Here is a 15,368-nt window from a genome sequence, read left to right on the forward strand (position 1 = left end):
CGGCGCCACCGATCGATGGCGCCGTTCCTGGCGCCGTCGCTCAGCGCGGCAGCCGGCGCTGCTCCGCTTCGGTCAGCCGTGCGCGCTGCGCCGGGTCGAGCGCGCCCTGGCCCAGCAGCTGGAAGGCGCTGTCCGGGTCGTAGCGCACCGCGCGCTGCAGGCCGCCGGGGCCCGGGCGCGCACCGGTGTCGGCCGGCTCGGCCGGCAGCGCTTCGGTGCCGAAGCCCAGCACCCGCACCGTGAACACCGAAGGCAGCGCCTGGCGCGAGGCCATGCGCTCGCGCTGCAGCACCTCCTGCGCCGCGCCCGCGGCCTGCGAGGCGGCAGCGCTCGCATTGCTCAGCGCGCCCACGTTCACCGCCGCAACCGTCGGGATGCCCACCGACTGCCCCTTGACCTGGATGTTGGCCGCGTTCACCACCTGCAGCGCCGCCAGGTTGACGTTGCCCGACACGCGGATGCCCGCCTCGCCCGCGTCGATGGTGCCCAGCGGCGCGATCAGGTCGATGTCGCCCGCCGGCACTTCCGCGATCGGCGCCAGCGTCGCGATGCCCGCACCCGTGCTCGGCACATCGGAAGACAACGTGACGTTGCCCCAGCTGTCGTAGACCCGCTTGGGCGGCGTGTAGACCACCGTGGTCTTCGAGCCCCGGCCCGCGTTGATGTCGCCCTCGGCCGACCAACCCAGGATGCCGCCACCGAAGGTGGTCATGATCCGGCTCTGGCCCAGCAGGATGCTGCCCAGCGAGTAGATCGCGATGTCGCCCGCACCCTGCGTCAGCACGCCCGAGCTGGCCGGCGGCGCCTCGCCCTCGATGCCGAAGACCTGGCGTCCCCCCGGCGTGAGCAGCTGGATGTCGCCGCCGAACAGCGTGCGCACGTAGCCGCTGCGCACGATGGTCGTGCTGACGCCGTCGGCGATCGTGGTGCGCGTGCCCCGGAACATCGTGATGTCGCCGCGGTCGCCGGCCTCCGTGGCGGGGAACAGCGTGGCGATGGCGTTGCGTCCGCGCAGGTAGCTGCCGAAGCGCGTGCTGTCCGCATCGTTGTACTCGCGCCCGCCCGCCTGCAGTTCGGCGAAGTAGGCCTGGCGCGCGAAGATGCGCTGCTGCGCGGCCGGCAGCGCGTCGAAGAAGACGCGCGCCTCGGCCGCCGTGCCCTGGAAGCCGTAGCCGTTGTCCTTGTCGGCCAGCCATGCGAGCAGCTCGGCCTCGTAGGTCTTGACCACCTTGCCCGGCTGATCCGCCAGCGGCGTGCCGCGCTGCGCGCGGTTGGCCGCGTCGAGGTAGCGCGACAGGAAGCCGCTGTAGTCGGGGCCCTGGGCACCCACGCCGGCCAGCATCGCGATGCGCGCGCCGGGCCGGCTGTCGCCCGGCACCACCGGCCCCAGGCTGGCCACGCCCGCGCGGTCTTCCATCTGGATGTGGCGCCCGGCGCTGATCTCCAGCGTGCCGGGGCCGGCGACGCTGAAGTTGCCGTAGAGGATGTCGCGGCCCGCCGACACCACCGACACGTCGGTCGGATCGTCGTGCGCGAACAGGTTGCCCGAGGTCGTGTAGATGGCGCCGTAGCCATAGCCCGTGCTGATGCCCTGGCCGATGGGCGTGCCGCTGCCGACGATGTCGCGCCCAGCCATCATCCACACCGGCTGCCCGGCCTCGTACCAGGTCTGGCCGGCGCGCGTCAGGTCGTTGGGCGCAAAGACGTTGATCCGCCCCGTGGCCACGCCCACCAGGTCGCCGCTCGCCGCATAGAAGCGCACGGGTTCGCTGCCGTGTTCGCTGCCTGCCGAGACGGTGTTGGCCCCGAGCGCGAACAGCGGCCGGCCGATCTCGACGACGTTGGCGGCACGCGCGAGGTTGCTCACCGCCGTGCCGTCCGCCAGCGTGCCCTGGAAGGCCGGATGGAAGGGCGTGGCCATGGCGCTCTCGGCCGCGCCCGAGGGACTGACGGTGAAGCCGCCGCCGTAGATCGACTCGCTGGCGAGGAACTCCAGCAGGCTGTTGGACGAAGGCGCGAGCACCAGCGCGCCGCCCGCTGTCGTCGTGTTGGCCGTGGCCATGCTGCCGTAGTAGAGGCTGCCGCTGGCCGCGACCGCGCTCAGGATCGACGGGTAGACGTTGCCCATGTCGGTCGCGGGCACGCCGGCGTTGGCCAGCTGCGGCGTCAGGTCGCCACCGGCCGAGAACAGGCGGATGGCGGTGTGGGGCGTCCACAGCGTGAACCAGCCCTCGCCGCTGCCCGCGCCCGCGGCGCTGCTGAAGGGCGTGGGGTTCTGCAGCACGGCCCGGCCAGCGTCGTTGGCGCCCATCACGACCAGGTCGCCGCGGGTGTTGAGCTGGTAGGCCGCATCGCCCGGCACCAGCACGATGCCGCCCTGCGCCACCGCACGCCCGGCCGAGAAGGGATCGAGGGCGCGGCTGTCGCGCTCGGACAGCAGGGAGACGTATTGCGAATAGCGCAGCGACTGGGTGCCGATGGCGCCGGTCTGCAGTTGCACGTCGCCGCGCAGGTTGACGATGGTGCCGTTGAGCAGGCCGTTGGCCTGTATGTCGTTGATCGATTCGAGTGCGAAGGGGTTGAGCGCGCCGCCCACGCGCAGGTTCAGGTCGCCGCCGCCCGTGAGCGCCAAGCTGCCATCGGCCAGCACGCGGCCGGTGCTGCCCACGGCCAGCACCAGGCCGTCGCTGCGCCGGTTGTTGCCTTCGTTGCGGATCTCCGTGCCGCGCTTGGCCACGATGCCCGCGTCGCCGCCCACGTCCACGCGCAGGTCGCCGCCGCCCAGCGTGCCGAAGCCGGTGAAGCCGACCAGCGCGTCGGCGGCGCCGCGCGTCGCGTAGCTGCCGAAGTTGATCCACCAGGCCGTGGCCTGGTCGCTGCCCGCGCCGAGGGTCTGGCCACTGCCCTGGCGCCACAGCCAGTTGGCGGTGTCGGGGCTGGTCACGCCGCCGTCAAGCACGTTGGGGCGACCGAAGCCACCGACGGTGATCGCCTGCACCAGGTCGCCGGTCAGGTTGCCGCCGGCCTGCAGCGTCAGGTTGCCGCCGCCGGCCGGGTACCAGGCGCGCGCCAGGCTGTCGGCGCCGCCGTTGACCAGCTTCTCGTAGCCTTCGTTGCCATCGATCAGCACCGTGCCCTTGCTGCCCACGCCGCGGGGCAGGTTGTAGGGGTCGCCGGCCTGCGTGGCCTGCGACGAGGTGCCGGCCGTGTACACGCCGTACAGCGACTTCATCGCCAGGTCGCCCGCGGCGCGCAACTCGAGGTCGGCGGCGCCGGTGCGCAGCACGCTGAAGCGGGTGCTGCCGGGCAGGTGTTCGTATTCCGTCACCGCGCTGGAGGCGCAATGCGAGGGCGAAGCCGAGCAGTAGTTGGCCGCACTCTGCGTCGGGTCGCCGGTGGCATCGCGCAGCCACTGGTCGTCGATGGGCTGGCCCGCCACGATCTCCGGCAGCCCGATCTCGTCGACCGCGGCCTGCGTCCAGGTGTAGGCGGAGATGGGCGCGCAGTAGGACGGGTTGTCCGCGCACAGCGCCGCGGCGGTCTGGTAGGCGCCCTCGCTGAGTTGCTGGGCGATTTCGTCGGTGATCTTTGCACCTGCCTCGAGGCCCAGGTCATCGGCCGCCTGCTGCGTCCACGCGAACGAGCCCTTGAACGGCAGCGCCTTGGCGAACAGGCCGTAGTGGGTGTCGGCCAGGCGCAGGTCGCCCGCCAGCGGGTGCTGCTGCAGCGTGCGCGCATCGGCCGCGCCGAGGTCGGCGCCCGCCACCAGCTGTAGCGACCACGACTGCGAGCCTTCGGGCAGCATCGCGGCCGCGCCCCAGAGTCGACCCGCGCCGTCCGGGCGCAGGTCGACCGACGTGGCGTCGCCCGGCAGCTTGATGTTCGTCGCCGCGGGCAACAGCGCGCCCACCGGCAGCAGCGTGTTGCCATTCATCACATAGCGCGTGCCGACGCCCGGCAGCAGCACGCCCCTCGGCCAGACCATCGCGGCCAGCGTGGCGTTCGTCGGCAGGCGCATGCCTGCATCCAGGCGCGTGCCCTGGGGCAGCGTCACGGTTTCGCCGACGATGCTGCCGGCCATGTGGAGGACCTTGCCCGAGGCATCGCGCACGTTCGCCGCGAGCACCGTGCCCGCGGCCAGCACCATCGGCGCCGCCAGTTCGCTGGTCACGGGGATCACCATGCCCGCGCCGAAGGCGCGCGACTGGATCGGCAGGTCGAAGTTGAGCGCGGTGCCGCCCTCGAAGGCCGTGCCGTCGCCCAGCACGATGCCGGCGCGCGGTATCACCGTGTCGCCGCCGTAGAAGCTCACGCCCGGCAGCAGCAGCCAGCCCTTGTCGTCCGGCGTGGCGGGCGGCGGCGCGAAGCCGTCGTTGATGCTGCCGAAAATGTCGAGGTTGCCGGCCGCGCGGATGCGCAGCGTGCCGACCTCGCCCGAGCCATAGACGTCGGTCTGCTGCGTGTGCGGGTTCAGGCTCGCATAGCGGTAGCCCGAGAGGTCGAGGTCGCCCGAGACCACGAGGTCTCCGCCGGGGTTGGTCACCGCGTTGCTCACGATCTCGACGCCCGGGCGCAGGTGCAGGGCGTCGGCATAGGCCGCGCTGCGCAGGCCGGCCAGCTTGCCGTTCACCAGGCTGACGAGGCTGTCACGGGCCAGCGCGGCATCGATGAACTTCGTGTTCTCCGCGTGCCTGCCGTCGAGCCAGGCCTGGGTGATCTCCTGGTAGGGCCGGCCGCTGGCGGCCGGGGTGGCGATCAGCGGCGCGTCGTCGTAGCGCTGCATGCCGTTGACCGCGATGGAGCGCGCGCCGCGGATGTCGAGCGCGCCGCGCGCGTCGATCGCGATGTCGCCGTAGACGGCCGCGTCGGGGGTATCCGGCAGGCCGTTGGCGCCCAGGCGCGGGGCCGAGAGCTCCAGCGTGCCGCGTGCCCGGCCGTCGTTCTGGCCCGGCTGCGTGCCCACAGTCGCGGCCGTGCCGTGGCGCAGGTCGATGCGCGCGCCGTCGGCCAGCGTGAGCACGCCCTCGCGCGTGCTCAGGTCGACGATCGCGCGGTTGGGCGAATCGATGATCTTGCCGTAGCTGTCCACGCGCAGCAGCGTGCCGTGCGCATCGAGCACGGCCGTGCCCGCCAGCGTCAGCGCGTGCTTCGCCGCCAGGTGGATCTGGCCCACGCGCGCGCCGCTGGCGTCCACGGTGCCGGTGACCGTGAGGCTGCCGTTGTCGACCGACACGTTGATCTCGCCGGCCTTGAGGCCGTCGCCGATCGTGAGGTCGCCCTGCTTGAGCTGGAAGGTGCGGGCGCCGAACACGCCGCCGTCGTTGAGGCGCTGGTTGAGCGCGGCGAACTGGCTGTCGAGCGTGCCGGCATCGCCCAGGCGCTGGGCGCGGATCTCCACGGCGCCCGCGAGGTAGGGCACCCGCGTGCCGCCCGCGTCGTAGCGGCCGCTGCTGGCGCCGCGAAGCGTGCCCTGCAGATCGACCACGCCGGCCTGTTCGCCCAGTGCCACGACCTTGAGCGTGCCGGCGCGGTTGTTCTGCGCCGAGAGGTCGATCACCGAGCCCTCGGCCTGGCGCACGTTGCCGGCGAGGCTTTCCAGCGTGAGGTCGCCGCCCCAGCTGTACTTGCTGACGTCGTTGAAGTCGATCCTGCGGCCGGCCAGGTCGAGCTGCGCGCGCCCGGTCAAGGTGAGTTCGTTCTGGGCCGTGATCACCAGCTTGCCGGTGGGCAGCGCCAGCGTGCTGTCGATCTGCACATCGCGGCCCGCGAGGCGCAGTTCCGCGCCGAGTGCGGCGTCGGCGACCGGCGTGCGCGCGGGCACGGATGTCGTCACCCGCAGCTCGCCACCGGCGGTGATGCGCTGGATGGAACCGGCCTCGCCGGTCACCAGCGGCGCGTCGATCGTGAGGTTGCCGCCGCTGTAGGCGTAGCCCTTGGCCGCGTCGTAGGCGCCCTGCGACTGGTAGACCGAGAGGCTGCCCTTGTGGTTGGACGTGATGCGATCGCTGGCCTGGAGCCGCACCTCGGCGAAGCCCAGTGCCAGCCGCGCATCGTCGCTGGTGCCCGTGGGCTGCGTGCCGGGGCCGTAGCCGAACTCGATGCGCGCGGCCTCGATGGCCAGCGTGCCGCTGCCGGTGCCCGCGCCGCCCGTGACCGCGATCGCCGGCGCGTCGGGCGCGCCCTTCCAGATCAGGTGCTGGGTGCGGATGGTGGCCACGTCGTTCGCATCGCCCGCGCCGTAGATGGCGGGCGTGCCCAGCACCAGCCGCGCCAGCGAGGATTTGCCGGTGGCCGGGTTGATGGTGTCGAGCGAGGCGCTGCCGAAGAAGCGCATGCCGCCGCTCGCGTTGAGCTCCAGCGTCTCGAGCGCCGGCGCGCCGTATTGCGTGTCGCCGCGCAGCAGCCGGTTCAGCACGCCCTGGTTCAGCGCCAGGCCCGAGGGCAGCACCTGGCGCGCGGCCGCATCGGCCAGCGCCGCGCTGTCGCCGACGTTGATGCCCTGCACCGCCAGCGTGAGGTTGCGCGTGCCGTAGCGCACGGTGTCGTCGAGCACGAAGCGGTCGGGCGTGGACAGCGCGATGGTGCCTTCGGAATACAGCTCGGTCACGCCCACGCAAGGCGAGACGGTGCAGGCGCCGACCTGCAGGCTGCGGTTGCCGTAGGTGTCGACGCTGGCGGGCACCGGCAGCATGGTGAGCACGCCGTTGGACACGGCCACCAGGCTGCCGGCCGAGCCCGCGTAGACGAAGCCGTCCGCCGAGTCGTAGGCGGCACGGCCCTTGCCGAGCGTGTGGATGCCCGCGCCCTGCTCGATCACGAGGTGGCTGGGGATCAAGGCGTTGGCGGCATCGGCCAGCAGGAACACCTCGGGTGCCGACAACAGCGCGCCCTGACGCAACGTGAGCTCGCTGGCGCCGCTGTTGAACATCACGATGCGGCCACCCGGGCCGTAGGTCACGTACTGCAGGCCGCCGAGCATGAGCCTCGATGCGCCCATGCGGTTGAGCGCATCGGCGCTCAACGTCACGCCTGTGAAGCCCGGCGTGGCGGCCGCCCCGGCGCCCACGATCTCGATCCGGCCGCCGCCCGATCCCGCGATGGCGGCCACCGTGCCGCCGTAGCCGCCCTGGGCCGCGTCGAAGCGGCCGATGCCGTCGAACCGGAGCACGTCCTTGCCGGCGCCCGGCGTGAAGTTCAGCAGCAGCGTGCGCGCGTCCGCGGGCGCCATCGCGCGCGGCACGCCCTGGCGCGCGGCGTCGCTCAGGATGAACTGGTTGAACGTGGTCTCGTCGTACTGCGAGTAGCTGCGCAGCACGGCCGCCGGCGTCAGGATGGCCTGGCGGAACAGCGTGTCGCCGATGGCAGTGCGCGCCACGCTCAGCTGCGCGGCGGCCGACCAGGAGCCGTTGCGCATCGCGCTGCTGGCCATGGCCGAACCCTGGCGCGCGGCGCTGCCATTGAGCTCGACGCGGAACGCGCCGGGCAGCAAGGCATAGGTCGAGGGCATCAGCGTGTAGGTGCCCGCGGGCAGGCCCGGCACGCCGGCGCCCAGCGTGATCCGCTGGCCGACCAGCGGATCGACCGCACCGCGCTCGTTCGCGACCGGCGCTTGCGGCGCCTGCACGCCGGGCACGATCGCATAGACCGGGTTCGTCGCCAGGCCCGGCAGGCTGAAGCTGCCGTCGGCCGCGTTGCGCACCAGCGGGTTGTAGCGCGCATCGGTCGAGCCGCCGCGGCCACCGATGAAGCCGGTGCCCGTGAGTTCACCACCGCCCGACAGGTCCAGCACCGCGCCGGCCTGCACATTGGCACGCGCGCCGCCGAGCGTGAGGCCGGCCACCAGCGTCTGGCCGCGCGTGTCGGTGCCGCCCACACCGGTCAGTTCGACCTTCTTGCCGTCGTAGAGGTAGTTGAGGCCGTCGACCGTGCCGCCATAGGGCATCAGCAGGCCGTTGCCGCTGACCGAGCTCAGGCTGCCCGGCAGGAAATCGACGCGCGTCGTGTTCTGGTCGCCGATCAGCAGGTTGCCCAGCGGCACGCGCAGCACGCCGCCCTGCTCGATCACCGCGGAGCCCAGCACCAGCCGGCCGAACACCGCGTAGGGCACCGCCGGCGCGGCCTGGCCGTTGCCTTCGATGCGCAGCACCCGATCGGGCGCGTAGCTGCCGTTCTGCTGCCGGCCGGCATAGATCGAGGCCGAGACGCCGGTGGCCGGGTAGATCTGCGCGGCCCGCAATGTGAGGTCGCCCGGGGTCGAGAGGCCCGTGACCGGCGCGCCGTTCGCGGACGGCGGCTTGTCCGCGAGGAAGCGCAGGTCGCCCTCGCTGACCAGCGTGAGATGGTCGAAGCCCAGCCGCTCGATCAGGGGCCCGGTCGGCGGTGTCGGGTCGCCGGCTGCCGGACTCAGCGGGACGCGGCCGTGGATGCTGCTCATCGCATACTGCGAACGCACGTCGATCAGGCCGGCGCGCACCTCCAGCTGGGCCTTGGAGGGCAGCCAGCCGCCGGTGTCGACGACGCCGATGCGCCCGCGGGTCACGTCCTGAGAGCTGCTCTGCGTGATGCCGGCCAGTCGCACGTAAGGTGCTTCGAGCGTGATGCGCGCATCGCTGCGCGCGCCGGCGGCCAGCACCAGCGCGCCGTAGATCGACAGGCTCTGGCCCAGCCGCAGGCTGGCGTTCTCCTCGAGGCTGATGCTGCCGGCGGTGAACAGCGCCAGCGTGTCGAAGCCGCCCTGCGCAAGGGTGTCCACGCCCAGGCGGCCGTGGCCATAGACCAGTGCCGCATCGGCCGCGCCCGGCGCCAGCCCGGCCGGCAGGTCCGATGGGCCCTGCAGCCCGCCGATCACCAGGTCGCGATGGCCGCGCGCCCCGTTCTCGACCAGCGTGTAGCCCGGGGCGCCGGGGCTCGTGCGCACCTCGGGCGATTCCAGCGCGACCTGCAGCGTGCCGCCGGCCGCGCCCGCGCCGCCGGCATGGGCGCGCAGTTCGCCGTTCAGGTAGAGGCCGTTGTTCGTGGCCAGCGCGATGCGCCCGCCGCGGCTCGCGACCGCGACCGGGCCGGCATCGCCCAGGTCGAGCACGGCCGCGGTGCCCGAGGCATCGAGCAGCGCGCCTTCGCGCACGACGATGAAGCCGTTGGCGGCCGTGGCCGAGCCGTCGCTCTCCTTGATCTCGCCGCCGATCACGATGCTGCCGCCGTCGCGCACGATGCCGTAGCGCCGGCCCTGCGCGTCGAGCGCGGTGGCGGGCGTGGCCGACACGTCGACCACCGCCTGCTCGCCGATCCAGATCGAACGGCTGTGCGCCACGTCCACGGCGCGCTCCTGCTCGATCCGGGTGAGGTCGAGGTTCTTGAGCGCGATGCTGCCGCCATGGGCCTGCAGCGCGCCCTGCAGCGTGAGCTGGCCCACGCTCAGCACCTGTATCGATTGGCCCGCATCGACCGTGACCTGCGCGCCGTGGCCGATCACCGCCGACACCTTCGGCAGGTCGGCTGCCAGCGTCTGCGCCGTGCCCGCCTGCAGACTCAGGCTCGCGCCCGCGCGCTGCTTGAGCACGCCCTTGGCGGCGTCCTCGGTGTAGAGCGGCGGCGTCCAGGCCTGCAGTGCGGCGCCGGCATCGGCGCCGGTCGCGACCTTCTTCGCCTCGGGCGTGACGCGCAGCACCGGCATCGTCACCTCGACCTGCGTGCCCTCGGCCACCGTGAGGCCGCCGTCGCCGATGAGTTCGTAGCGGCCGAAGCCCTTGTCGAAGAAGCTGCCGCCCAGCACCAGCGTGCCGGGCGCTGCAACGCCTGCAGCCTCGCCACCGATGCGGATGCGGCCCGTCTCCAGGCTCAGCGTGCCGCCGCCCGTGGTACCGCTGCCGCGCAGCGCGCCCTCGATCGCCAGCACGCCGTCGGTGCTGCCGCCACCGGCATTGGCCTGCAGCCGGATGTCGCCGCCCTTGCCGCCCTGCTGCGCCTTGCCGTCGGCCAGCAGTGCCGCGCCCGAGGACACGTCGATCGCGCTGCCCTCGGCCAGCCGCACGTCGCCGCTGCTGCGGATCGAGACGCTGCCGCCGTCGCGCCAAGCCATGGCATGCGTGTCGGCCGCATCGCGCCACAGGTTGCTCCACAGGCCGCGCGTGTCCAGCGTCACGCCCTGGGCCACCGCCACGCCCGCGCGCGTGTCTGCGGGCGTCAGGATGCGGGTGGTGTCGTCGATGTAGTTGGTGCTGGCCTGCGTGAGCGTGTCGCCCAGGCGGATGCGGCCGCCGTGCGCCGTGAGGTCGGCGTTCACGTCGACCTTCGGGCCGTAGAGCGTGAGGTCGCCGCCATTGCCCAGCGTCAGTTCCCCCTCCACCGTGATCGAGCCCGTGGCCGCGATGCGCACCGCGCCCAGCGCGAAGCCGTTGAGCAGCGTGGTGTCGAGGTAGAGCGTGTCCCGGCGCGCGGCCGGCAGCGCCGCCGTGAGGTCGAGCCCGGCGGCGATGCGCTCTGCGGTGTCGCCCAGCACCACGTCCTTCGCGCCCGCGGTATCGAGCCGCCGGTGCATCAGGCCGGTGCTCTTGTCGTAGAGCGCCGCATAGCTGCCGACCACCAGCTGCGCGCCGCGCGCCACCGCCTTCTGCGACTGGTTGTAGCCGTCGAGCGCGGCGTTGGGCGCCTGCGTCTGGCGCGGGCCCTGGTAGGTGTCGCCGACGATGCCGCCTTCGAGCACCGCGCTGCGCGTGCCCACCACCAGCAGGCCGGCGTCGCGGCCCACGGTGTAGCCGTTCTCCAGGCGCTGGCGCGCCGCGATCAGCGGGCTGTGGAAGTACTCGGTGGCCTTGTCGCCCCAACGCTCGTGCGTGTCCTCGAAGCCCTTGTAGAGCCCGGTGTAGCGCAGGTCGCCCGGCGCCTTGTTCAATTCATACAGGCGGCCGTCGGCGCCCTTGAGCCAGCTCTGGTTGAGCTTGCCGGTCTGCACGTCCAGCGTGCCGCCGGAGAGGTTGATGGCCGAGCCCGCCTGCGTGACCACCTCGGCGCCGCCGAAGTTCACCACCCCGCCCTGCGCCATCCATTCGCCGACCGTGTGGCCCTGCGTGCCCAGGTAGCCGCCGACTTCCAGCAGGCCGCCGGCCGTGTACCAGCGGTCGTTCTCGTAGCCGTTGGTGCCCTTGGGCACGAAGACCAGGCTGCGGCGGTCGATCCAGACGTCGTTGCTGTTGAGCGCCTTGCCGTCGCGGTTGACCGGCGCATCGCGCTGCTCGTTGCCCTGCACGTTGATCTTGACGTTGTTGCTCTCCATCGTGAGCTGCACGCCCACCGCGCCCGCGACGTCGATCACCGCGCCGTCGCGCACCAGGCTGCGCTTTGCAGCGTTGACCACCACCTGGCCGCCCGTGGCCAGGGTGAGCGAGTCGCGCGCGAAGTCAACGGTGCCGCCGCTCGTGATCTCCACGCGCGAGAGGTCGCGCCGGTCGTTGCCGGCATCGATGATGTTGCCGCCGCCGCCCACCACCGGCGTCACCAGGCCCGCGCGCTGGCTGTCGAGTGCCGAGGCGCCGCTGGTGTCGAGCAGGATCGCCGTGGTGCTGCCCGCGCCCAGGGTCACGGCGCCGGCGGTCCCGATCGCGCCGAGGTGCACGGTGCCGCGCGTGTTGACCGTGGTGCTGGACACCACCACGCCGTCCTGGTGCACCTCGCGGCCGGTCAACGTCACATCGCCCGTGGTCGCCGCGATCAGCCCGGTGTTGACCACCTTGCCGGCCGTGCTGCCCGCGTTGAGCACCACCAGCGCTTCGTTGCCGCGCGTGGTCGAGGCCTGGTTGCCGTCGGTGCCCACGCCCTTGCGGATCGTGAAGCCGTCGCCCGCCGCCAGCAGCGCCTGGCCGCCGGGCGTGGAGATCGCCCCCGCGTTGCGCACCTCGCTGCCCATCAGCAGCACATAGCCGCCGCCCTGCGTGGCCGTCTTCGGCGCCGGGGTCGTGATGCGCGCGCCGGCCTGCACCTCGACCTGGCCCAACGCGTCCTTGAAGTTGGGCGTGTTGCCCGGCGCGTAGATGCCGTTGGCCTTGAAGCCCGCGTCGTCGAGGTGTGCGGCTGCCGCCACCAGGTTGCGCGTGTCGACCTGGCTCGTGCCGCTGAACACGATGCCGTTGCGATTGGCGATCAGCACGGTGCCGTCGCCCTTGATCCGGCCCTGGATCTGCGAAGGCCGCGCGTTCGGATCGTTGACGCGGTTGAGCACGGCCCAGTCGGCCTGCTGCTTGAAGTCGACCGTCGTGTTCTTGCCGACGTTGAAGCTCTCCCAGTTGAGGATCGCCTTGTCGGCGGTCTGCTGGATCGCCACGTTCGTCTTGCCGTCGGCCGTGGTCTGGACCGGCCCGTTGGCATTCAGCCAGCCGGCCGTGAGGCTGTTCGTGTCGACCTTCAGGCCGCCTTCGGCCAGGCCGTCGGGCACGCCGCCACCGGCCGCCAGCGCCGCCGCGCGTGCCGCGGCCTGCGCCGCCTGCTGCGCCGCGATGCCGCGGGCCGCAAGGTTCAGGTTATCGATCGAACGCGCGAGCTGCGCATTGGCCTGCTGCTGCTGCGCCAGCGGGTTGTTGAGCATCGACACCGGCTGCCCGTTGGGCAAACGCCCCGTCGCGGCCGCGCTGTTCTGCGTCACGTTCTTCTGCGCCATCCATGCCGGGCTGAAGGCGCGCTGCGCGTGGGCGCCGCCGGCGAGCAGCAGCACGACGACGGCCGCGGTCACGGGCTTCAGGCGCGGCGAGCGCATGGGCCGGCCGTGCGCGGCATCGCGATCGGGATGAAAGGAGGAGACGGGGCGTGCGGGGCTCTGGCGTGGCGACATGAGGGGACTCGTGAGGACGTCGGTTGGATTCGGGCTGTCCGGCGCTCGCATGCGGGCGCGGAGTGGACGACCTTCCCTAGACGTTGCAGCGCGAAAGACCCGCCAGCAATTCCGAACTTATTTGCGCCGCGCGCTCGCCCTACCCCAGCATCACCAGTCCGGCCGGCAGCCGTGTGACACGCGCGCCGAACAGCACCTCGATCTGCCCGATCGCCTCGTCCAGCGCATCGATGCGGAAATGCCCGCTGAGCCGATGGCGAGCCAGCGCGTTGCTGGTGAGCACCACGCGGCCCGCGCGGTAGCGGTTGATCTCTTCCACCGCCTCCGACAGCGGCGTGTTGCTGAATGCCACCACGCCGCGGCGCCAGGCCAGCGCCTGCGCCACGTCGACCGCCGACACCGCGCCCACGCCGCCGGCCCCCACGTCCACGCGCTCACCGGCCCGCAGCGCCAGGCGCCCCGCTTCGGACAGCACCACCGCCGCGCCTTCGGTGCAGGTGACCACACAGCGCTCGGCCATGCGCCGCACCGCCACGCTGCCCACGCCCGGCAGCACCTGCGCGCCCTCGATGTCCACCGTGAGCGGCAGCGCATCGGGTCCGCGACGCACCGCGATCTCGCCCGCGATCAGCTGGATGCGGCGGCCCTCCTCCGCGCCACCGGCCGGCCGCAGCGACAGGCTGGTGCGGGTGTTGAGCGTGACGTCGAGCGCGTCGGCCAAGGCCACCCGGCTCTGCTCTCCGATGCCGGTGCGGTAGTCGGCCGCGAACTCGCCCCACGAAGGCCACAGGCCCAGCGGCGGCCGCACCGCCGCCACCACCACCGCCGCGCCCACGGCCGACATGCCCGCGCCCAGCAGCCAGCGGCGCCGCGGATCGACGCCGGCCGTCACCGCCACTGCGGCGCCGCGCCGCCGGCGTTCGGGGAACAGCCGGTCGTGCGTGCGCGCGACCGCGGCGATGTCATGCCACTCCTGGCGCGCACGCGCGAAGGCCTCGCGGTGGGCGGCACTGCGCGCGCACCAGTCCGACAGCAGCCGCGCATCGCGGCCACGCGCCTGGCCCGATTGCAGCCGGTGCACCCAGGCGCGCGCCTCCTCGTCGAGGGAGGATGCCGGTTCGCCGGAGGAGTTGAAAGCCATGTTCACGTTCATCGATTGGATACTGGGCGCGCCGCCTTCGACGGAAGGCGCGGGCGATGTCTGCGCGACGCATCACACCCTGGACGAATGGCGCGGCCCGCAACCGCCAAGATTTCTATTTCCTGTTGATCTGCATCTGCTCGGCGCAGAAGGCGTGGGCCAGGTGGATCTCGCGCTCGACGCGCCGCAGCGAGATGTTGTAGCGCTGCGCCAGCTCCTTCTGCGGCGTGCCTTCGACCCGCGAGGCGAACAGCAGTTGGCGGCGCAGTGGCGGCAGGCGGTCCATGGCATGCGCCACGGCCTCGAGCTCGATGCGCGCCGCGGCCGCGTCGGCGGGGTTGGCACCCTTGTCGGGCAGCAGCAGCGCATCCACGTCCTCCATCGACAACAGCTGCCGATCGGCACGGATGCGATCGATCGCCAGGTTGACCGCGGTGCGCAGCAGGAAGCTCTGCGGGCTCTTCACCGGCGCGCCGAGCGCGCGGGTCGAGAGCTTGACGTAGGTGTCGTGCAGCACGTCCTCGGCCATCTCGGTCGAGCCCAGCCGATGCACCAGCTTGCGCTTGAGCATGTCGTAGCGGTCGACGAAGAAGCGCAGCAGCTCGGACGGCATCTCGCTCATGGGGCCTCCGCCGCGCAGTCGCCGGTCTGCGACGGCGGCCGCGGCAGCACCAGCAGCGCGACCGGCGAGGTACCCGGCGCCGGTGCCGCGTCGCCCAGGTCGAGGCCAGTCAGCCGGGACTCGATGCGTGCGTCGCGCGCCGCCTCCCCCGTGGGATGGATGCGCAGGCGCACGATGCGGCCGTCGGCACCGGTCCAGAGGTTCATCGCCAGCCGGTAGGTACCTGGCACAGTGCGCGGATCCGCGCACAGCGCCGACAGGATGCGCGCCTGCAGCCGGCCGCGGTAGCGCAGCAGGGCCGGGTCGGGGGCGGCCTGCGCGGCATCGGCCGGCGCCGCGGCGAGCGCGGGCAGGGGCGCGGCCGCCTCGAGCGACTCGCGCGCCAGCATGAAGCCGGTGGCGGACGTAGGCCGCGCCACCACCCCCGTGCCCTCGAGCAGCCGCTGCAGCGCGGCGGCCGGCGTCATCTGGCCCTGCACCGCGGCGGCGCTCAGGCCGCTGGCGGTGCTGGCTTCATAGAGCAGCGAGGCGCCGGTGAGCCGATGGAAGGCAGTGAGCGCCTCGGCCAGAGGCTGCGCGGCGATGTCGAAGCGCAAGGTGCCGATCGACGACGAAGCCACGGGTCCCACCGATGCGCCCTGCGCAATCGCGCACATGCTCGCCATGGCGGTCACGATGGCCAGCACGCGTCGCATGGCGGCTGGCATGGGGGGGCTTCACGGAAGAGGGTGAGGTGTTGCATGGCGAAGAGGCGCGCAGGCGCGCCCCAAGGCCGTCACTGCGCA

The 15,368-nt window shown here is 72.6% G+C and carries 4 protein-coding genes; all 4 read right to left on the bottom strand.

The genetic code is table 11. The features are described 5' to 3' along the window. Positions 1-40 precede the first annotated feature (40 nt). The 4 genes from K0H49_RS07845 to K0H49_RS07860 all read right to left on the bottom strand — a co-directional run bounded on the left by K0H49_RS07845 (position 41) and on the right by K0H49_RS07860 (position 15,290). Positions 41-12,820 (bottom strand): filamentous hemagglutinin family protein, encoded by a 12,780-nt coding sequence (locus tag K0H49_RS07845; RefSeq protein ID WP_257624623.1) that lies wholly within the window; start codon positions 12,818-12,820, stop codon positions 41-43. A gap of 139 nt (positions 12,821-12,959) precedes the next feature. Next, on the bottom strand, positions 12,960-13,961 hold the full coding sequence (locus K0H49_RS07850; RefSeq protein ID WP_219210914.1) for a FecR family protein: 1,002 nt from the start codon (positions 13,959-13,961) through the stop codon (positions 12,960-12,962). Between the two features lie 115 nt (positions 13,962-14,076). Continuing rightward, positions 14,077-14,583 carry an RNA polymerase sigma factor gene (locus K0H49_RS07855; RefSeq protein ID WP_219210916.1) on the bottom strand — a complete coding sequence of 169 codons (507 nt, stop codon included), beginning with the start codon at positions 14,581-14,583 and terminating at the stop codon, positions 14,077-14,079. After that, positions 14,580-15,290 carry an STN domain-containing protein gene (locus tag K0H49_RS07860; RefSeq protein WP_219210919.1) on the bottom strand — a complete coding sequence of 237 codons (711 nt, stop codon included), beginning with the start codon at positions 15,288-15,290 and terminating at the stop codon, positions 14,580-14,582. The genes K0H49_RS07855 and K0H49_RS07860 overlap by 4 nt, the downstream gene beginning before the upstream one ends. Positions 15,291-15,368 lie beyond the last annotated feature (78 nt).

Source organism: Variovorax boronicumulans (genome assembly GCF_019352895.1).
GTDB lineage: Bacteria > Pseudomonadota > Gammaproteobacteria > Burkholderiales > Burkholderiaceae_C > Variovorax > Variovorax boronicumulans_A.